Origin of the sequence: Roseovarius pacificus, assembly GCF_900142665.1 — a bacterium.
Taxonomy (GTDB): domain Bacteria; phylum Pseudomonadota; class Alphaproteobacteria; order Rhodobacterales; family Rhodobacteraceae; genus Roseovarius; species Roseovarius pacificus.
Window position 1 is genome coordinate 115,872 of record NZ_FRBR01000005.1, and the last position, 19,423, is coordinate 135,294.

17 protein-coding genes and 1 tRNA gene are annotated in these 19,423 nt (G+C 62.8%); 11 read left to right on the forward strand and 7 right to left on the reverse strand.

What is annotated here, in order from left to right; genetic code table 11:
- Nucleotides 1-8 precede the first annotated feature (8 nt).
- A tRNA-His gene (locus tag BUB53_RS10850) sits at nucleotides 9-85 on the forward strand.
- Between the two features lie 4 nt (nucleotides 86-89).
- On the opposite strand, the gene BUB53_RS10855 is transcribed toward BUB53_RS10850, so the two are convergent.
- Complete coding sequence (locus tag BUB53_RS10855; RefSeq protein WP_073034784.1) at nucleotides 90-401, reverse strand: DUF6476 family protein; 312 nt, start codon at nucleotides 399-401, stop codon at nucleotides 90-92.
- Between BUB53_RS10855 and BUB53_RS10860 the strand changes: the two genes are divergently transcribed.
- The 3 genes from BUB53_RS10860 to BUB53_RS10870 all read left to right on the forward strand — a co-directional run bounded on the left by BUB53_RS10860 (nucleotide 400) and on the right by BUB53_RS10870 (nucleotide 3,612).
- Complete coding sequence (locus BUB53_RS10860) at nucleotides 400-1,446, forward strand: RluA family pseudouridine synthase (RefSeq protein ID WP_073034785.1); 1,047 nt, start codon at nucleotides 400-402, stop codon at nucleotides 1,444-1,446. The genes BUB53_RS10855 and BUB53_RS10860 overlap by 2 nt on opposite strands.
- Before the next feature lie 135 nt (nucleotides 1,447-1,581).
- Nucleotides 1,582-2,478, forward strand: coding sequence for an RNA polymerase sigma factor RpoH (gene rpoH, locus BUB53_RS10865; protein WP_073034786.1), 897 nt, complete (start codon nucleotides 1,582-1,584; stop codon nucleotides 2,476-2,478).
- A gap of 75 nt (nucleotides 2,479-2,553) precedes the next feature.
- On the forward strand, nucleotides 2,554-3,612 hold the full coding sequence (locus tag BUB53_RS10870; protein ID WP_229709531.1) for an alpha/beta hydrolase: 1,059 nt from the start codon (nucleotides 2,554-2,556) through the stop codon (nucleotides 3,610-3,612).
- Between the two features lie 129 nt (nucleotides 3,613-3,741).
- On the opposite strand, the gene BUB53_RS10875 is transcribed toward BUB53_RS10870, so the two are convergent.
- Complete coding sequence (locus tag BUB53_RS10875; RefSeq protein ID WP_073034788.1) at nucleotides 3,742-5,562, reverse strand: M3 family oligoendopeptidase; 1,821 nt, start codon at nucleotides 5,560-5,562, stop codon at nucleotides 3,742-3,744.
- Nucleotides 5,563-5,732: 170 nt separating this feature from the next.
- Here BUB53_RS10875 and BUB53_RS10880 point away from each other — a divergent pair, with 170 nt between their 5' ends.
- Entirely contained in the window at nucleotides 5,733-6,563 is an 831-nt protein-coding gene (locus tag BUB53_RS10880) for a fumarylacetoacetate hydrolase family protein (RefSeq protein ID WP_073034789.1), read from the forward strand.
- Here BUB53_RS10880 and BUB53_RS10885 read toward each other — a convergent pair.
- Both BUB53_RS10885 and BUB53_RS10890 read right to left on the reverse strand, forming a co-directional pair.
- Nucleotides 6,517-7,509 (reverse strand): alpha/beta fold hydrolase, encoded by a 993-nt coding sequence (locus BUB53_RS10885; protein WP_073034790.1) that lies wholly within the window; start codon nucleotides 7,507-7,509, stop codon nucleotides 6,517-6,519. The two genes, BUB53_RS10880 and BUB53_RS10885, sit on opposite strands and share 47 nt — an antisense overlap.
- Nucleotides 7,509-7,796, reverse strand: a complete 288-nt coding sequence (locus BUB53_RS10890) for an SCP2 sterol-binding domain-containing protein (protein ID WP_073034791.1) — start codon at nucleotides 7,794-7,796, stop codon at nucleotides 7,509-7,511. Before BUB53_RS10890 ends, BUB53_RS10885 begins: the two co-directional genes overlap by 1 nt.
- Before the next feature lie 130 nt (nucleotides 7,797-7,926).
- On the opposite strand from BUB53_RS10890, the gene BUB53_RS10895 reads away from it, so the two are divergent.
- The 5 genes from BUB53_RS10895 (at nucleotide 7,927) to BUB53_RS10915 (ending at nucleotide 12,863) form a co-directional block, all read left to right on the forward strand.
- On the forward strand, nucleotides 7,927-8,433 hold the full coding sequence (locus tag BUB53_RS10895) for a tetratricopeptide repeat protein (protein ID WP_229709532.1): 507 nt from the start codon (nucleotides 7,927-7,929) through the stop codon (nucleotides 8,431-8,433).
- A gap of 23 nt (nucleotides 8,434-8,456) precedes the next feature.
- Nucleotides 8,457-11,285 (forward strand): helicase-related protein, encoded by a 2,829-nt coding sequence (locus tag BUB53_RS10900; RefSeq protein ID WP_073034793.1) that lies wholly within the window; start codon nucleotides 8,457-8,459, stop codon nucleotides 11,283-11,285.
- 18 nt (nucleotides 11,286-11,303) lie between these two features.
- Nucleotides 11,304-11,684 (forward strand): RNA-binding S4 domain-containing protein, encoded by a 381-nt coding sequence (locus BUB53_RS10905; protein ID WP_073034794.1) that lies wholly within the window; start codon nucleotides 11,304-11,306, stop codon nucleotides 11,682-11,684.
- A gap of 52 nt (nucleotides 11,685-11,736) precedes the next feature.
- Nucleotides 11,737-12,075 carry a ferredoxin FdxA gene (fdxA, locus tag BUB53_RS10910; RefSeq protein ID WP_073034795.1) on the forward strand — a complete coding sequence of 113 codons (339 nt, stop codon included), beginning with the start codon at nucleotides 11,737-11,739 and terminating at the stop codon, nucleotides 12,073-12,075.
- A gap of 278 nt (nucleotides 12,076-12,353) precedes the next feature.
- Nucleotides 12,354-12,863 (forward strand): CarD family transcriptional regulator, encoded by a 510-nt coding sequence (locus tag BUB53_RS10915; RefSeq protein ID WP_073034796.1) that lies wholly within the window; start codon nucleotides 12,354-12,356, stop codon nucleotides 12,861-12,863.
- Between the two features lie 61 nt (nucleotides 12,864-12,924).
- Here BUB53_RS10915 and cobS read toward each other — a convergent pair whose 3' ends face one another.
- Nucleotides 12,925-13,683 carry an adenosylcobinamide-GDP ribazoletransferase gene (gene cobS, locus BUB53_RS10920; protein WP_073034797.1) on the reverse strand — a complete coding sequence of 253 codons (759 nt, stop codon included), beginning with the start codon at nucleotides 13,681-13,683 and terminating at the stop codon, nucleotides 12,925-12,927.
- A gap of 78 nt (nucleotides 13,684-13,761) precedes the next feature.
- On the opposite strand from cobS, the gene cobT reads away from it, so the two are divergent.
- Complete coding sequence (cobT, locus tag BUB53_RS10925; RefSeq protein ID WP_073034798.1) at nucleotides 13,762-14,778, forward strand: nicotinate-nucleotide--dimethylbenzimidazole phosphoribosyltransferase; 1,017 nt, start codon at nucleotides 13,762-13,764, stop codon at nucleotides 14,776-14,778.
- Between the two features lie 86 nt (nucleotides 14,779-14,864).
- Here the strand turns inward: cobT and BUB53_RS10930 are convergent, their stop codons facing one another.
- Together BUB53_RS10930 and BUB53_RS10935 are read right to left on the reverse strand one after the other, a co-directional pair.
- Complete coding sequence (locus tag BUB53_RS10930; RefSeq protein WP_073034799.1) at nucleotides 14,865-16,784, reverse strand: cation:proton antiporter domain-containing protein; 1,920 nt, start codon at nucleotides 16,782-16,784, stop codon at nucleotides 14,865-14,867.
- Nucleotides 16,785-16,934: 150 nt separating this feature from the next.
- Nucleotides 16,935-19,403 carry a hypothetical protein gene (locus tag BUB53_RS10935; protein WP_073034800.1) on the reverse strand — a complete coding sequence of 823 codons (2,469 nt, stop codon included), beginning with the start codon at nucleotides 19,401-19,403 and terminating at the stop codon, nucleotides 16,935-16,937.
- Between the last annotated feature and the right edge of the window lie 20 nt (nucleotides 19,404-19,423).

The window sequence follows — 19,423 nt, forward strand, 5'->3', positions numbered from 1 at the left end:
GCGTCAGTGCCGCCTTAGCTCAGTAGGTTAGAGCGCTTGATTGTGGATCAAGAGGTCCCCCGTTCGAGCCGGGGAGGCGGTACCATCCTTCACTCGATATCGACCACCTGCCGCAAGGTTCCACCGGCGCGGTCATAGATCAGGATGCGGTCGTCCCCGGTCACCACGGCGTACCAGTCGCCTCCTTGGGTAAAGGCCGTGGCCTTTGCCCCGTCGGGCAGGGCGATCGTGTCGGGCAGCATGGGCGGCGCGGCGGGCCGATCGCCCAGACGCGTGACAAACAGGAAGATGATGACTAGAAGGCCCGCAATCATCGTGCCTGTCAGGATCGTCACCAGCAGGCGCAGATAACGTATCATCGCCGGATCGACCTCCGGCCGAGGCTCGGGGCTGTTTTCCATGGGGTCCACCCTTGTTTCCTTCCGGATCGCCGCCGATCCGCCACCGCGCCTTGATAAGGCCTTGGCGCGCGATGTGCCAGAGGAGGCCGCCCTGTCGCGCACCCGTCTGGCCCGGCTGATCGCCGAGGGCGCGGTGCAGGTCAACGGCGCCGCCGCGACCGATCCCAAGGCCCGCGTGGCCGGGGGTGACCGCATCGACATCGCTGTGCCGCAGGCCGAAGACAGCCATATCGCCCCCGAGAACATCGCCCTGAGCGTGGTGTTCGAGGATGACGACCTGATCGTCATCGACAAACCCGCCGGGATGGTCGTGCATCCCGCCCCCGGCAGCCCCGGCGGCACGCTGGTCAATGCGCTGCTGCACCATTGCGGCGACAGCCTGTCGGGCGTGGGCGGCGCCAAACGCCCCGGAATCGTGCATCGCATCGACAAGGACACATCCGGCCTTCTGGTCGTGGCGAAATCGGATCGTGCCCATCACGGGCTGGCGGCGCAGTTCGAAAAACACAGCGTCGAACGCTATTACCGCGCGGTGGTCTATGGCGTGCCCGATGCCTCCGATCCGCGCCTGCGCGGGATGCGTGGCGTCAGTTTCGAATCGGGCAACATCATGAAGATCACCACCGGGCTGGCGCGTCACCGCACCGACCGGCAGAAACAGGCCGTGGTGTTCGACGGGGGGCGTCACGCGGTGACGCGCGCCCGTGTCATGCAGGCGTTCGGCACGCCCCCGGCGGTATCGCTGGTGGAATGCTGGCTGGAAACCGGGCGCACCCACCAGATCAGGGTGCACATGGCCCATGCCGGGCACGGGCTGATCGGCGATCCGGTCTATGGCGGGCGGCGCAAATTGCCGCTCCGCGCGCTTCCGCCCTCCGCGCTGGAGGCCGTCAGCGGGTTTTCGCGACAGGCCCTGCACGCCGCCGTTCTGGGTTTCGATCACCCCGTTTTGGGCGAAAACCTGCGGTTCGAGGCCCCTTTGCCCGCCGATATGGCGCATTTGCTGACCTGTCTGGGGGCTGACACATCTCGCACAGATGCGTGAGGGCCTGTCACATTTGTCATAAAACGACGGAATTTTCGTAATATTGCGTTAATATCCATGGGGCATGACCCCTTGAAACCGGTATCCAGGGCTCCCATCTGGATGTTAAGCCCCTAAACATTGGAGGGACACAGGGTGAGTAACTACGCAAATCTGCCGGCCCCGACGCCGGAAGGCGGCCTGAACCGCTATTTGCAGGAGATTCGTAAATTTCCTCTTCTGGAGCCGGAAGAGGAATACATGCTGGCCAAACGCTGGGTCGAAAAACAAGACACCGAGGCCGCGCATAAGATGGTCACCAGCCACCTGCGCCTGGCGGCCAAGATCGCCATGGGTTATCGCGGCTATGGCCTGCCCACCGCCGAGGTGATTTCCGAGGCCAATGTCGGCCTGATGCAGGCGGTCAAACGCTTCGATCCGGAAAAAGGCTTCCGCCTGGCGACCTATGCCATGTGGTGGATTCGCGCCAGCATTCAGGAATACATCCTGCGCAGCTGGTCGATGGTCAAACTGGGCACCACCAGCGCCCAGAAGAAGCTGTTCTTCAACCTGCGCAAGGCCAAGGCCCGCATCGGCGCACTCGAAGAGGGCGATCTGCGCCCCGAGAACGTGCAGCGGATCGCGCATGATCTGGGCGTGACCGAGGACGAGGTGATCTCGATGAACCGCCGCATGTCGGGCGGGGATGCCTCGCTCAATGCGCAGATCGGCACCGAAGGCGAAGGCACGATGGAATGGGTGGACTGGCTGGAAGACGAAGACGCCGATCAGGCCACCGATTACGAACAGCGCGACGAGCTGGAAGCGCGCCGCGAATTGCTGGCCGAGGCGATGGACGTGCTGAACGACCGCGAAAAGGATATCCTCACGCAGCGCCGCCTGAGCGAAAAGAACATCACGCTCGAAGATCTCAGCGGGCAATACGATGTCAGCCGCGAACGTATCCGCCAGATCGAGGTGCGCGCCTTTGAAAAACTGCAAAAGCGGATGCGCGAACTGGCCGCCGAAAAGGGCATGATGTCCGCGGCCTGAAGGCTTGCGCAAAACGTGTGAAACACCTTAGCTTCTGCCGATATACGGCAGAAGCTTTTTCATGGGACAAGTAGCGTGACTCGTTTCAGTAAAACCCATCCGGGCCGTGCGGCGATGTTGTTCGTTGTGGTCCTGCTCGCCGCCTGTGCGCCGCGCGTCACCGCCGAGCGCGGCGTGCCTCATCCCGATGCCCGGATCGAGCCGGTGCATGTCGCCACCCTGCGCCCGCTGGACGCCACGGGGCAGGCCTTTGGCATGCAGCGGGCGCAAGAGCTGAAATATTTCCGTGCCGATATTTCCGTGCCGCCATCCCATGAGATCGGCAAGATCGAATGGCCAGGCAAAACCGCCGATGCCGCCACCGATTTTATCGTGACGAACACCGATGTCCTGTCGGGGCAGGATGCCCTGGTGCGCGAGGTGCGCCGCGCCTATCCGGGGCAGCAGACCCTGGTCTTCGTGCACGGTTATAACAACACCCTGTCCGATTCGATGTACCGGCTGGCGCAGATCCGGGCGGATTTCGATCTGGCGATGCCCTCGGTTCTGTTCTCGTGGCCCTCGGCGGGTGACGCGCGCGGTTATGTCTATGACCGCGACAGCGTGCTCTATGCGCGCGACGAATTCCTGTCGGTTCTCGATGCCCTTGCCGCCGCGCCGGGCGAAAGGGTGTTCATCCTTGCCCATTCCTTGGGCTCGCAACTGGTGATGGAAAGCCTGCGGCAGGCCGCGATCCGGGGCGACCATACGCTTTTGAACCGGATCAGCGGCGTGGTCCTGATGTCGCCCGATATCGACCCGGAACTGTTCCGCAAACAGGCCGAGGCCATCGGCAGCCTGCCGCAACCCTTCATGATTTTCACCACCCGGCAGGACCGGGCGTTGTCCATCGCGGGCTGGCTGACCGGCCGCAAGGTTCGTCTTGGCGTGATTGACGGCCCGGACAAGGTGAAGGGGCTTCAGGTCAAGGTCGTCGATTTCACCGCCCTGGCCGATGGCGAGGGCTACAACCATTTCGTTCCCGTCACCGCCCCGGCGGCGGTCAATCTGCTGCGCGACATGATCTCTCAGGCCGGTGCCGGTGCCGACGGATTCGACGATTACATGGTCCTGACCCCGGAAGCCGCCCAGTGACACCGGGCGGCTGAGATCCAGCCATTTGCGTCCCTTGCGTCCATCATGGATGCAACAGGTGCGGAAAGGGCCGGGTTTCGTACAAAACGCGCGTACACTTCGTACGTTTTGTACGATTTGCGCAGGCGCTCAGCCCTCCATCGCCTCCAGTTCGTCGATCAGGCCTGAGATCATGCTCAGCCCCTTGTCCCAGAACGCCGGATCGCTTGCATCCAGCCCGAACGGGGCCAGCAATTCCTTGTGATGCTTCGATCCCCCGGCCTTGAGCATATCGAAATACTTGTCCTGGAACCCTTCAGGGGTTTCCTCGTAAACCGCATAAAGCGCATTCACCAGACCATCGCCGAACGCATAGGCATAGACATAGAAAGGCGAATGCACGAAATGCGGAATATAGGCCCAGAAGGTTTCGTACCCGTCCATGAATTCGAATGCCGGCCCAAGCGATTCCGCTTGAACGGACATCCACAAGTCATTGATATCATTCGGAGTCAGCTCTCCGCCCCGGCGGGCGGCGTGCAGCTTGCATTCGAAATCGTAGAACGCGATCTGCCGGACCACGGTGTTGATCATGTCCTCGACCTTGCCCGCCAGCAGCACCTTGCGCTCGGTGTCCGTTTTCGCCTTGTCCAGCATCTTGCGGAAGGTCAGCATCTCGCCGAACACACTGGCCGTTTCCGCCAGCGTCAGCGGCGTGCTCGCCAGCAGCTCGCCCTGATCTGCGGCCAGCACCTGATGCACCCCGTGGCCCAACTCATGCGCCAGGGTCATCACATCGCGCGGCTTGCCCAGGTAATTCAGCATCACATAGGGGTGCACATCCGTCACCGTAGGATGCGCAAAAGCCCCCGGCGCCTTGCCCGGCTTGACACCCGCATCAATCCAACCATTTGAAAAGAAAGGATTTGCAAGGTCGCCCATGCGCGGATCGAAGGCCGAATAAGCCTCCATCACGATATCGCGGGCGCTGTCCCAGTCGACGATCTTGCTGTCCTCGATCGGCAGCGGCGCGTTGCGATCCCAGACCTGCATCCTGTCCAGCCCCAGCCATTTACGCTTGAGTTCGTAATACCGATGGCTCAGTTTCGGATAGGCCGCGACCACCGCCTCGCGCAGCGCCTCGACCACCTCGGGCTCCACATCGTTGGACAGGTGCCGCCCGGTTTGCGGCGTCGGCATGCCGCGCCAGCGGTCGATCACCTCTTTTTCCTTGGCGGACGTGTTATGCACGCGGGCGAAGGTGCGGATGTTCTGCCCGAACACACGCGCCAGTTCATGTGCGGCGGCCTCGCGCTTGCTGCGGTCCTGCTCGGTCAACAGGTTCAGGGTGGCCTCGATCCCCATGTCCTCGCCATCGACGGTAAAGCTCAGACCGGCGATGGTTTCATCGAACAGGCGTTCCCACGCATCGCCGACCACGCCCAGATCGTGCAGGAATTTCTCAAGCTCGTCAGACAGTTGATAGGGTTTCATCGCGCGAATGCGATCCAGCACCGGCTTGTAACGCGCCAGATCGGCGCTTTCTGCATACATAGCTGCCAGCGCCTCTTCCTCCAGCCGGTTCAGTTCCAGCGTGAAGAACACCAGAGGCGTGGTGTAATTGGTGATCTTTTCCTGACAATCCGACAGGAACTTGGCCCGCTCTCCATCCGTGGTTTGCTGATGATAGCGCAGCCCGGCAAAGGACATGATCCGCCCGGCGATGTTGCTGATCTTCTCGTCGCGCTTGATACACTCCAGCAGGCCATTCGCATCAAGATCGGCCAGCTTCCCCTCGTAATCATTGGCAAAATCCGCACAGGCTTTTTCCAGCCAATCCAGATCACGCTTGAGTTCGGGCGCGTCGGGGCTGGCGTAGAGGTCCGTCAGATCCCACTCGGGAAGTTGGCCCAGATTGTCGTCGCCGGAACCGGCATTCGCGTCATATGCGGGCTGGGGATGGTGGAACATGCAGGAAACCTCCGTTGATTTACGCCAACACATATGCCCACGCACCGGACGGCTCAAGGCTTGTTCGGGAATGTATGGAATCCCCTGGGTCGGCGGATGGGCCTGCTGGCCCCTTGCACCGTCCCGGTCAGCAGTTATTCTGCCGCGGAAACAAGCGAAGGGGACAGGGTATGCGGTTCGTCAGATATGGGGAGGCCGGGCGGGAAAGGCCCGGTATGCTGGATGCCGAGGGCCGCTTGCGGGACCTGTCAGGCGTTATACCCGATCTTGCCGGGACCGTTCTTGCCAAACTTCCCAGTATCGATCCCAAGGGTCTGCCGCTGGTCGAAGGAGAGCCGCGCCTTGGCCCGCCGGTGGGCCAGGTGGGCAAGTTCATTTGCATTGGACTGAACTATTCGGACCACGCCGCCGAAACAGGTATGAGCGCGCCCGATCATCCCATCGTTTTCATGAAGGCCACTTCGGCCATCTGCGGACCGAACGACACGATCTTGCTGCCCCGTGGATCGGAAAAAACCGATTGGGAGGTGGAACTGGGCGTGGTGATCGGCAAGCCTGCCAAATATGTCAGCGAGGCCGAAGCCCTGAACCATGTGGCCGGCTATTGTGTGATCAATGACGTGTCCGAGCGCAGTTTCCAGATTGATTTGTCGGGTCAGTGGACCAAGGGCAAAAGTTGCGACACGTTCGGACCCATCGGGCCTTGGCTGGTTACGCCGGACGAGATCGGCGATCTGGATGCGCTCGAGATGACGCTCGATGTCAATGGCGAGCGGATGCAGAACGGAACCAGCGGAACAATGATCTTTACCGTACCGCAGATCATTTGCCACCTGAGTCAGTTGATGAGCCTTCAGCCCGGTGACGTGATCGCAACCGGCACTCCACCGGGCGTGGGGATGGGGATGTCGCCGCAGCGTTTTCTAAAGGAAGGCGACGAGGTGGTGGCCGAAATCAAAGGATTGGGCCAACAGCAGCTTTCGGTCGCGCGGGATTCATAGCAGGCGTCACGCCTGCCGCGCGGCTGTAGTGATCGCAAATCCGGGTGAACACCTGTGTGCGGATTGCGGCGCTGTCCATCAGAACTTCGTGTCGCCCGCCATTGATCAGTTCCAGATTGCCCTGGGGCCAGCGTTCCATCCGGTCGTGGATTCGATTGACATCGACAATATCCTCGTCGGTACCCAGAACGGTCAGACAGGGCATGTCGGGCGACGGGCGGCGGGCGAGCAACCGGGTTTCCTTCAGCGCTTCGTGCAGCCAGTGCAGGCTCGGACCGCCAAGGCCCAGTTGCGGATAGGCGCGGGCCTGGTCGATCATGTAATCGTACATGCCGCGGTCGCAGGTCAGTTTGTTGGTCTCGAACGGTTCACTCAGAACATAGTTGTCCTGAGACGTTCCGGGCGCATAGACATGCCCCATACCCAGTTGCCGGCCACTCCAGGATAGCGACCACGCCAAGGGCCGCAGCGAACTTGCCATGCGGATTCCCCACATCGGCCCGGAAAAGACGCAGCTTTGTACCGGCAACCCTTCCATGATTGCACGCAGGCCGATGCAACCGCCCATCGAATGCCCCAGAAGGTGCCACGGGCGGGGCAGGTTCAGCACCTTTGCAGCAGCCACGGTGGCAGCCACGTCATGCTGATAATCGGTGAATTTCAGAACATGGCCAGACATGGTGTCGTCAAGTAATCGGTCGGCCAGCCCCTGACCGCGCCAGTCAACCGCCAGTGTGGAATAGCCGCGCAGCGCGAAATCCTGCGCCGCGCGGCCATATTTTTCGATGTACTCGGTGCGGCCGGGAAACAGCAGCACCGTGCCTTTCTTCGCATCCCGCGCCCATGCGCCGACACGCAGGCGCAGGCCGTCTTCGGTGGTCAGCCACCAGGCCGCGCCATCGTCGGGGCCATGAGCCACATCCGCGAAGAAAGGTGCGTTTTCCATCAGGCCAGAATGCTGCCCAGTTTCATGGCCATTCCCATGTCGCCATCGACGCTGAGCTTGCCCGACATGAAGGCGGCTGTCGGGTCGAGATCGCCCTCGAGGATGGCCTGAAAGGTTTCCGCATCGGCGCTCAGGGTCACGTCCGCGTCTTCGTCCGCCGCGCGCGCGCCATCGGAATCGATCATGATCGCGCCTTCGCCTTCGATCTGGAATTTGGCCGTTCCGTCAAACTCGCCGCTGATTTTTTCATTCAGGGCCGTCACGGCACTGCCGATAATATCGCTCATCCTTGTAATCCTTCTGTTTTCGTTGCGCCGGGGGGTGTGAAATCCGGCAGTAAACGCTACATTTAGAGTCGTTATGAGCGCAAAACATCGACATCTCAATCGTATCGTCGCGGCATTTCTGGCAGTAGTCATGAATTCCCTACCTGCCGCCGCGCAGGATACGTCACGCCTCGACGATCTGTTCGAGCGCCTTTCGCAAGCCGAACCCAACGATGCCAGACGGGTGGCCCGCGATATCGAACATGCGTGGTCGCAGTCGGGCTCGCCTGCCATGGACCTGCTGCTCGAGCGTGGGCGCGATGCTTTGGAAGGGGGCGATTCGCAGGCTGCGATCGAGCATTTCAGCGCCCTGACGGACCATGCGCCGGATTTCGCCGAAGGGTGGCATATGCGCTCTGTCGCCTATTCGCGGGTGGGCCGGTACGGTCTGGCACTTGCCGATGTCGAACACGCGCTTGCGCTCAACCCCCGCCATTTCAATGCGATTTACGGTCTGGGTGTCATTCTGGAAGAGTTGAACCAGCCCGATCTGGCCCACCGTGCCTTTGCCCGTGTTCTGGCTATACATCCCCATCACGAGGCCGTAACCAAGGCCCTGGAACGACTCGACACTCAGGTGGACGGCTCAGCGCTGTGATCTGACCGGAACGGAGCAAGCCAATGGCCGAGCAGTCAAGAACCCTGGCGGTTCTGGGGCCGACGAATACAGGCAAGACCCATTTCGCGATCGAGCGGATGCTGGGCTATCGCACGGGGGTGATCGGCCTGCCGCTGCGCCTTTTGGCGCGCGAAGTCTATGACAAGATCGTCGCCTTGCGCGGGCCATCGGTGGTTGCCCTTGTTACCGGGGAAGAGCGGATCGTTCCCGAACGCACCCAATATTGGGTTTGCACGGTCGAAGCGATGCCCGAAGGTCTGGGCGCGGATTTCGTGGCCATCGACGAAATCCAGCTTTGCGCCGATCCCGAGCGCGGCCATGTCTTCACCGACCGCCTGTTGCGGATGCGGGGCCTGCGCGAGACCCAGTTTCTGGGCAGTCAGACCATGCGCGGGGCAATTGCCGCACTGGTGCCCGGGGTCGAGTTCCTGAGCCGTGAGCGTATGTCGCAATTATCGTATTCAGGTTCAAAAAAGATAAGTAAGATGCCTGTGCGAAGTGCGATTGTCGGATTTTCAATTGATAATGTATACGCGATTGCCGAGCTGCTACGCCGCCAAAAGGGGGGTGCGGCAGTGGTTATGGGGGCGCTCAGCCCGCGAACGCGCAATGCGCAGGTGGAATTGTACCAAAACGGCGATGTGGACTATCTGGTGGCGACAGACGCCATCGGTATGGGGCTGAATCTGGATATCGACCACGTCGCGTTTTCATCGCTGACAAAGTTCGACGGTCGCCGGATGCGCCCCTTGGCCCCCAATGAACTGGCGCAGATCGCAGGCCGTGCAGGACGGGGGATGAGCCACGGCACGTTTGGCGTGACCGGTGAAGCGCCCGAGTTGTCCGGCGAAGTGGCGCAGGCGATTATGGATCATCGCTTTACCCCCATTCGCAAGCTGGAGTGGCGCAACTCCGACTTGCCGTTTGGAAACCTCGATGCGCTCATTCAGGCGCTGGAGGCCAGGCCCGACGATCAGTGGCTGACCCGCGCCCGCGAGGCCGACGACCTTGGGGCGCTGAAAACCCTCGCGCAGGTGGCTGAGGTCCGTACGCGGGCCAGTGACGGGCCTTCGGTACGGTTGTTGTGGGATGTCTGCCGGGTGCCCGATTTCCGGGGTATCAGCCACGCCGAACATGCCGGGCTGCTGGAGCGCATCTATTGCGATCTGCACGAACATGGACGGGTACCCGACGATTGGCTGGCGCGGCAGGTCAAGAGGATCGACCGGACCGATGGAGATATCGACACATTGTCGAAACATCTCGCCTATATCCGGACTTGGACGTATGTTGCGCAGCGAAAAGGCTGGGTCGATGACGAAACGCATTGGCGCGGCGCGACGCGCGCGGTAGAAGACCGCTTGTCGGATGCGCTGCACGAGCGTCTGACCCAGAGATTTGTGGACCGGCGCACATCCGTGCTTTTGCGCCGGCTCAAGCAGAAGGAGGCCATGGTGGCCGAAGTGAACGAAAACGGTGATGTGACGGTCGAGGGCGAGTTCGTCGGACGTCTGGAAGGGTTCCGCTTCATGCAGGACAAGGCGTCGGCAGGGCAGGAGACCAAGGCGATTGCACAGGCCAGCCTGCAAGCGCTTGCGCCGCATTTCCATCTCAAGGCGGATCGGTTCTATAACGCGCCGGATACCGAGATCGACTTCACCGAACAAGGTGGCCTGATGTGGGGCGATCAGGCCTTGGGCAAGCTGGTGGCGGGGGCTGATCCCCTCAAGCCGCAGGCCGAGGCCTTTGTGGATGAAGCCGCCGGTACGGACGTCGCGCAGAAGGTGCAGCGCCGTCTGCAACACTTCATCGACCGCAAGGTCGCCACCCTGTTCGAACCGCTTTTGAACATCCAGCGCGACGAAGCGCTGACCGGCCTTGCGCGTGGTTTCGGCTTCCGTCTGGTTGAGAATTTCGGCATCATTCCGCGCGGCGAGGTGGCCGAAAACGTCAAGGAACTGGATCAGGATGCGCGCGGCGCGCTGCGCAAGCACGGTGTGCGGTTTGGACAGTTCACCATTTTCATGCCGTTGCTGCTCAAGCCTGCGCCGACGCGCCTGCGTCTGGTGTTGTGGTCGCTGGCGCAAGACCTGTCCGACTTCCCCGAAGCCCCCCCACCGGGGTTGGTGACGGTGCCCGCAGGCACGGCGCTGCCGCGTGGTTACCACTCGATGGCGGGCTATCGCGCAGCCGGCGAGCGGGCGATCCGAATCGATATGCTGGAGCGGCTGGCCGATATGCTGCGCAACGAGGACAGCCGCGCCGGGTTCGAGGCCAGCGCCGATATGCTGTCGATCACGGGTATGACTCTGGAACAGTTCGCCGATCTGATGCAGGGTCTTGGTTACAAGGCCGAAAAGGGCGAGCGGGAAAAGGTCAAGCCGGTCGATCAGGCCGTCGCCGAAGCCTCCGCCGAGGAAGCTGCCGAACCGGTAGCGTCTGAACGGGTCGAAGATATCCCCGATGAGGGCGAGGCGCCTGTCGTTGCCGAGCCGGTCGAACAGACCGAACAACCCGCTGATATTCCCGCTGCGACGGAAGGCGAGGTGCTGCCGGGCGAAACGCCTGCTGCCGATCCCGCAGAGCCCGACATCGAGGTGTTTTATACCTTCACCTGGGCCGGGCGCGCAGCGCGTGGCCGACCGCAGGGGCGTGGCAAACCACGCAGTGGCGACAAGCCCAAGGGGAAGGGCGGAAAGCCACTCAAGGGCAAGCAGCGCCGCGATCAGGGGCCCAAGACCTTCTCGGCCAAACCGCAGAAAAAGAAAGACCAGATCGATCCGGACAATCCCTTTGCCGCAGCCCTTATGGGGCTGAAGGACAAGGGCTGAACCGGGGCCGTATTCGGTTTGCACGACACCCCCGCCAAGATCCGCCTGGATAAGTGGTTGTGGCAGGCGCGTTTTTTCAAAACGCGCAGTTTGTCGGCCAAGCTGGTTTCGGGCGGGCATGTGCGTGTGAACAGCGCCAAGGTGTCGAAACCGGCCCATTCGGTCGGGCCCGGCGATGTGCTGACCTTTCCGCAGGCGCGTGCGACGCGGGTGATCCGTATCGTCGCCGTCGGAGAGCGGCGCGGCCCGGCCGCTGAAGCGCAGGCGCTTTATGAAGACCTGAGCCCCCCGGCAGAGCGGCCAAATGTCCCATCTGCGCCGAAATACGAAGGAAAAGGTCGTCCAACCAAGCGGGATCGGCGCAAACTCGATCTCAACCGTCCGGATACGCTTGATTGATACCCGTGGCTGGATTAGGTGAGGCCAAGACCGGTAAAGGTGAGAGACTGAAATGACCTATGTCGTGACGGATAACTGCATCGCATGCAAATATACCGATTGTGTCGAGGTGTGCCCCGTGGATTGTTTTTACGAGGGTGAGAACATGCTGGTGATCCACCCCGATGAATGCATCGACTGCGGCGTGTGCGAACCCGAATGTCCCGCCGACGCCATCCGTCCGGATACCGAACCGGATATGGAACAATGGGTCGAATTCAACCGCAAGTACTCGGAAGCATGGCCGGTGATCATCACCAAGAAGGATCAGTTGCCCGAGGCCGAAGAGCGTGACGGCGAAGAAGGCAAGCTGGACAAGTATTTTTCAGAAGCGCCGGGCGAAGGCGGCTGATTCGCGCAGCTGCGGGGATTTTTGATCAAATATCGGGGCGAAGATAGGTGTAACGCCCTGATATAAAATTAAAAATCAGGTTCATGAATGCGTGCCACTTCCGAAAGCACGTATTTTGTGCTATATTATTGTTACAAATGTAGAACGCTGCCAGATATCCATTCCCCACGGCGCTGCCGGGTGTGTGGGTACTTTTGCGCTTGAGGCCAGATTTCGTCGGTTAGCCGTTGGAAGCAAGGCGACGAGTTTTGGCCAGCAGCCCTGTGAGGAAGAACTGAATGAGCAAAGCGAAAAAGCTTGAATTTCGCCCCAACGACTACGTTGTATATCCGGCCCACGGTGTTGGCCAGATCGTCTCGATCGAAGAGCAGGAAATTGCCGGCATCACACTCGAGCTGTTTGTCGTATCCTTCGAGAAGGACAAGATGACCCTGCGCGTGCCGACCAACAAGGCCACTGAGGTGGGGATGCGCTCTTTGTCCAGCCCCGATGTGGTGTCCAAGGCGATGACCACGCTGAAAGGCAAGGCCAAGGTCAAACGGGCGATGTGGTCGCGCCGGGCTCAGGAATACGAACAGAAGATCAACTCGGGCGATCTGATCGCGATTGCCGAGGTGGTGCGCGACCTGCACCGCACGGACGATCAGCGCGAGCAAAGCTATTCCGAGCGTCAACTGTACGAAGCCGCGCTGGAGCGGCTGACCCGCGAAGTGGCCGCTGTCAGTGGCGGTGACGAGGTGCAGGCCGCCAAGAAGGTGGACGACGTCCTGGTGTCGCGCGCGGCCTGATCCGGGCGCAATTCGACTGATGACCGGCCGTACCCATGAGGGTGCGGCCTTTCTTTTCGACTTAGGTTATGAGTGTGAAAAGTACCGTGATTTCCGTGACTTGCTGACAGGCGCCCAGGATGTCACCGGTTTGCCCGCCGATCTTGGCGCGGGCAATCAGGGCGACGCTCAACGCGGCTAGCCCGGCCCAGACGACTGCTCCGATCCCGGAGAATCCCAACAGCAATACCGCCAGCCCTGTCGCAATGACGATGGCCAGCCATGCCGTGCGCGCGGACGGGCGGCCGGTGGCGTGGGACAGGCCGGCGTTGCGGGCATTGGGCAGGGTGGCCATGAGGGCTGGCAAGGGCGCGCGTGATAGCGTTGCCGCGGCCAGAATGCCAATAAAAGCAAGGCCTGCGCCACTGTTGAACAAGGTCCACAGGGCGGCCCATCTGGCGGTGAAGCTGAACAGCAGGGCCAGAACGCCATAGCTGCCGATATGGCTGTCCTTCATGATCTCCAGCCGCCGGGCGCGATCCCATCCGCCCCAAAGGCCATCGGCGCTGTCGGCAAGGCCGTCTTCGTGCATGGCGCCGGTCAGGACGGTCAGAAAAGACAGTGAAATCAGTGCTGTAACAGCGGTCGGCAGCCCCAACCAGAAAGCGATAAGGCCCGCCATTGCGGCCAGCGAGCCGACCATTACCCCGACCAGCGGATAGGCCCAGGCGGCGCGGGCGCCGCGGTCGAAGCGGCTTGCGTGGATGGGCAGGCGGGTCAGGAGGGCCAGTGCGAGGGGAAAATCCTCAGCCATGACAAGGGGTTGGTCGTTTTTTGCCATTGCAGTGGCCTTTTTCGGCTGCGCCCAAATCCTTGGCTGCGATACATGGTGGCAAGGTTAGCACGCAATAGGTACGACATGCAGCAGGATTTTGCCACGATTTCTGAATTTGTTGATATTCTTCAAAGGCTTCCCGCATCGGATGCCGGGGCGTGCGCCGCCGCGCGAGAGCGGGACGGGCAGTTGACCAAGCCGCCCGGATCGCTTGGCCGGTTGGAGGATCTGGCGGCGTGGTATTGCGGATGGCGGGGTGATCCGAAGCCCCGGATCGAACGGCCACAGGTCATAGTTTTCGCGGGAAATCATGGGGTTACGGCCCAAGGAGTCAGTGCGTTTCCGCCCGAAGTGACCGTGCAGATGGTGGCGAATTTTCAGGCGGGCGGGGCGGCTGTGAATCAGTTGGCCGAGACCGTTGGCGCGACAATGGATGTGCATGCCTTGGCGCTGGAAACCCCGACCGAAGACTTTACCCAAGGGCCCGCGATGGACGAGGCCGAACTGGTGGAGGCCTTGTACGTGGGGTGGCAAGCTGTTGATTCAAAAGCAGATTTACTGGTTGTCGGTGAAATGGGGATCGGCAATACGACCAGTGCTTCAGCGATTTCGCTGGCGTTGTTCGGGGGAACGGCGGGGGACTGGACGGGGCGCGGGACCGGGATGGAGGGCGATGCCCTGACCCATAAGGCGCAGGTCGTGGCGCAGGCGGTCGAGGTAAATAAACAATGTAAAACCAATGGGTTGGAGATTTTGCGCTGCCTTGGCGGACGCGAGTTGGCGGCGATGGCCGGGGCCATGGTGCGCGCCAGAATGTTGCGTATCCCGTTGATTTTGGACGGTTTTATTTGCACGTCGGCGGCGGCCTGCCTTGAGCGGGCACAGCCGGGGGCGTTGGATCATGCGGTGGCGGGTCATGTCAGCGCCGAGGTGGCGCATCCCAAGTTGTTGAAAGAAATGAATAAAAACCCCATTCTGTCGCTCGGGATGCGGTTAGGGGAAGGCACGGGCGGGGTCCTGGCCATGGCCATCCTGAAAGCTGCGATGGCCTGTCATTCGGGCATGGCGACCTTTGCCGAGGCGGGGGTTTCGGACGGCTGAGTTTTGTACGAAACGTACGAAGTGTACGCGCGTTTTGTACGAAACTCCGGGGGTCTCACCGGACTTGCGTCCGTCATGGACGCACCTCAGCCGCCGGTGCCCGAGCGCGGCACCTCCGCCGCGGTTTCTTCGAGCTGTGACAGAAGCATTGTCTGAAGCTCTTTTTCCAGTTCCTTGGCGCGGGCGATATATTCCTTGTTTTCGACTGTCGGGATGTCGGGATTCCAGAGCGTCGCCAGATCGCGCACCGATTGCCTGTCGTGCTGGTAGAAGGTTTTCTCGAGTTCGGCGGCCTCGAATTCGGTCAGGCCCATATTCTCGAGAACGTAACGTCCGGCGCGCAGAGAGCTGTCGAAGAGTTCGCGCACGATGTCATTTGCCCCGGCCTTGTAGAGGCGGAACACATGGGTGCGGTCGCGGGCGCGGGCGATGATGTGCAGATCGGGCCGTTCGCGGCGGGCATAGGCGACAAGGCGGGTCGTGGCCTCGGGGTTGTCGAGGGCGGCGACCAGAACGCGGGCCTTGTCCAGACCGGCGGCGCGTAGCAATTCGGGCCGGGTGGGATCGCCGAAGAAGCCCTTGACGCCGAAACGGCGCATTCGCTGGATCGCGGCAAGGTCGTGATCCAGCAAGACGGTGTTGAACCCGCTGGAGCGCACCAGCCGGTTGACCACCTGGCCGAAGCGGCCGATGCCCGCCACGATGACCGGCGCCTGCCGGTCGATATGGTCGGCCTCCTGCGGTTCGACGATGTCTTCGACCCGGCTGGAGAGCCAGTCATAGAGGATGAACAGCAAGGGTGTGATCAGCATGGTCAGGGCGATGACCAGCAAGAGCATCTCGGACATCGCGGGGGGCAGGACGTTCTGTTGTGCCGAGAACGAGATCAGCACGAAGCCGAATTCACCCGCCTGCGCCAGCGACAGGGTGAAAAGCCAGAGGCTGCGCCCGCGCAGGCCGAAGACCCGCCCGAGCACATAGAGCACCGTGCCCTTGAGCAGGATCACCGCCGCTGCCAGGCCAAGCACGGCAAAGGTATCGCGGGCGAGAACCGAGAAATTTATGCCCGCGCCCACGGTGATGAAGAACAGGCCCAGCAACAGGCCCTTGAACGGGGCGATGTCGCTTTCCAGTTCGTGGCGGAATTCGGAGTTGGCCAGAACCACGCCCGCCAGAAACGCACCGAGCGCAGGCGAGAGCCCCACCAGCGTCATCACGAAGGCAATGCCGATCACGATGAGCAGGGCCAGTGCGGTATACATCTCGCGCAGGCGGGCGGTGTGGATATAGCGGAACACCGGGTTGATCAGGTAGAACCCGGCGAGGATGATCGCCGCCACGGCGGCCAGCGTCACCAGTGTGACGCCCCAGCCCGGAAGGTTGCCGATGAAGTATGCGGCGGCCTCGTGTGCGGGTTGCGGGGTGTTTTCGGCGGCGGTGGTTGCGCTCATCCGTTCCAGCGTTTCGCCAAGCACCACGCCCGGCGGTTTGGGCAGGGCCAGGAGCGGCAGCAGGGCGAGCATCGGGATCACCGCGATGTCCTGTGTCAGCAGCACGGAGAAGGCCGAGCGCCCTCCGCCGGTTTGCATCAGCCCCTTTTCCGACAGGGTTTGCAGCACGATGGCCGTCGAGGACAGGGCGAAGATCAGGCCAATGGCCAGCGCGATGCTGGCAGGCTGACCCAGGAAGATCGCACCGGCCATGACCGCCAGTGTCGTCAGCGCGATCTGAAGCCCGCCCAGACCCAGAAGGCGGTGGCGCATGTTCCACAAGGCGCGGGGTTCCAGTTCGAGGCCGATGAGAAACAGCATCATGACAATGCCGAATTCGGCGAAATGCTGAAGTTCCTGCGTTTCGTGCCCGACGACAAGCCCGAGCACAGGCCCGATCACGATTCCGGCGGCGAGATAACCCAGCACCGAGCCGAGACCGAGCCGCGAGGCCAGCGGCACCGCGATCACCGCGGCGGCCAGAAAAACCGAAGCCTGAAACAGGAATCCTTCCATGTGCAGTCATGCCTTGTCTGTGTAAATATGTCGGGGTCTTGAACATAGCGTAGTCGGAGCCTGTGACAGCCGCAATGCAGCCCCGTTGCGGGGAGGTGTTTTTCACCGGATTGTTGTCGGGATGCGCGTGGCGTGCGCAGGATCGGGGCGTCAGCCGCGCGGCATGCGCAGGACGATGCTGCGCCCGCGTTTCTGATAGTGCAGCTCGCTGTCGCCGATGGCGGCGACCTGTCCGCCATCGAGGCGGTCGCCCACCTTGACCTTCTGATAGCGTCCGTTGGCCAGCCGGACGAGCGCGCGGCGGTTCGACGGGCTGCCATAGACGCCGATCAGGTTCACCTGCCGCATCGAGATCACGTTCTTGTCGGTGGCGGCACGGGCCACGGTGGTGGTGGTGGGTGCGTTCGGCGTCACCTTTTGCGAGGCGCTGACCGGCGCGGCGCGGGCGGCCTGGGTGGTGCGGGCCACGACCTTGTCGAAGTTGCGCGGCCGTGAATTGGGCTTGAGCGAGGCGCTGACGGCCTGTTCCGTGGCCGAGGCAAAGGGATCGGGGGCCTGGACGGCTTCGGCCAGGGCGGCGGCGACGGCCTGGGGGTCGGTCGCGGCGGCTGTTTCGGCTGTTTCGGCTGTTTCGGTGGCTTCGGCCGCGGCGGCCTGAGCGGCGGCTATGGCGGCCTCTTGTGCGCTTTCGGGGCGCAGGCGCGGGCGCAGGGCGGCCAGTTCGACGCGGGTGCGCCCGCCAAGGCCAAGGCTGCCGCGTTCGTTCTGTTCGCTCAGGGTGTCGGGGCGCAGGCGCGGGCGGACGCCCATCAGGTGCAGCACCTCGTCGTTGGGCAGATCGGTGACGATGGCCTCGGGGCGGTCGGGCAGTTGCGGCGGGATCAGCGCGGGACGTCCGGCATAGACGGGCACGCCTTGCGGAGTCAGCGCGCCGTTCGGAGTGGCCACGACCAGCCCGCGATCGTCAAAGCGAAAACGGGTGCCCGCAGCGGGCGGATCGCCGGGGGTTTCCGGGCGCGTATCGGCGGGTGTGCGGGATGGGTCGGGCAGGGCGACCGCGTCGGAGGATTTGACCTGGCTGTCGATCGAGGTCTGGTAGAAATCGTCGAGCGTCAGGACGCCCGGCGCGGTGGGGGCGTCGGGAGCCATTTGCCAGATGCCGGTGGCGGCATAGCGTGTGCGCACCTCGTCGGGGGAGAGGTCCGCCGGGGCGGCGATGGTTTGCGGGGCGGGCTCTTCGGCCTCGGCGGGCGGCTCTGTGGGCTGGTCGTCGGGGTGTGTGAGCGCGGCGTCGGCCTGTGCCTCGGGGTCGTCCTCGGGGAGGTCGATATCGGGCGTGGCGACGATCTGGCGCTGGTCGTCCTTGCGGAACAGGCTGGCGATGCCGTCGTCCAGAAAGACCGACGCCCAGGCGGCCACGGCCACCAGGAACAGCAGCAGAATGGCGGTCAGGATCAGGCCCAGATAGCGTGACCTGCCGCGATTGGTGGCGGGTTCGCGCGCGCCGAAGACCGTCATGCGCTGTTTTTCGTCGCCCGGAGGCGGGGGCGTGGGGGCCGTTGCCTCGATCCGCGCGCTGCGGCGGGTGAAGAAGGCGGAAACCGGGGAGTCGTCCTCGGCGGGCGATGCGCGGTCGGGTGTTTCATCCGCTTCGGTGGCGGTGAGCGAGGCGGCGAGATCGGCCACGGCGGCGTCCGACATGGCGTCTTGCGGTGTGCCGGTAACCGGCGGTGCGGCGGAGGTCTCGCTGTTGGCGGTGCCGGGCGCAACCGGGGTGAAGCCGCGCGCGGCCCCTTCGAGGCGGCGGGGGGCCGAGGGCGGGGGATCGCCCCGGCTGGCGCGAATCGAGCGGAAGGCGGTGGCCGGGGTGTCGTCCGGCGTGTCGGGGGCGGGGGTGTCGTCCTGCGGCGATCCGGTGTCGGGGGCGTCATCCCCGGCGGTTGCCGGTGCGTTGTCATCGGCGTCTGACGGCGGCGGCGCTGCGGCGGGCGTTTCGGGGTCGGGCGGAGTTTCGGCAGTGGGGGGCGTTTCGTCTTCGGCGGCTGTCTGTTGCGTGGCGTCGGGCACGGGGGCCGGGCCGATTATGCGGACCGGGGCGGTGTCGCGTTCGAGCGTGTCGCCCTCGGGGAGGTGTCGGGCGGCTTGCGCGGTTTCCCCGAACCACGGTTCGCCCACGAAACGGCCCTGCGCGGGGCGGGCCACGAAGCTGACCGGGGCGAAACCGTGCAGCGTTGCGAAACTTTCGGCCTCGGCCAGCGTCTCGCGCGCCACGGCGGCGACGTGGACCTGCCCGGCCTCGAAGGACCAGTCATAGGCCAGATCGTCGAGCGCATAGGGCGTTGCGCCGTCCAGATGGGTGCGCACGGCCTGTTCCAGGGCGTCGCCGGTCAGCCCTTCGCCATCGAATGTCAGGTATTTGATCTGCGCGTCCGGGATCACCAGCTTGCAGATCATCGGCGATGCGGTAAGCGTCTGTGCCCGTTCCCGCAATGCGGTGAGTTCGGCGGGCAGATCCTCGGCCTCGAGCGATACCTCACCGACATCGTGCCAGCCGGGAAAGGCACGATGCAGAAGGCGGATGCCTTCGAACGACAGGGACAGGGCAAAATTCGGTTTCATTTCCACCGCACTAGCATCGG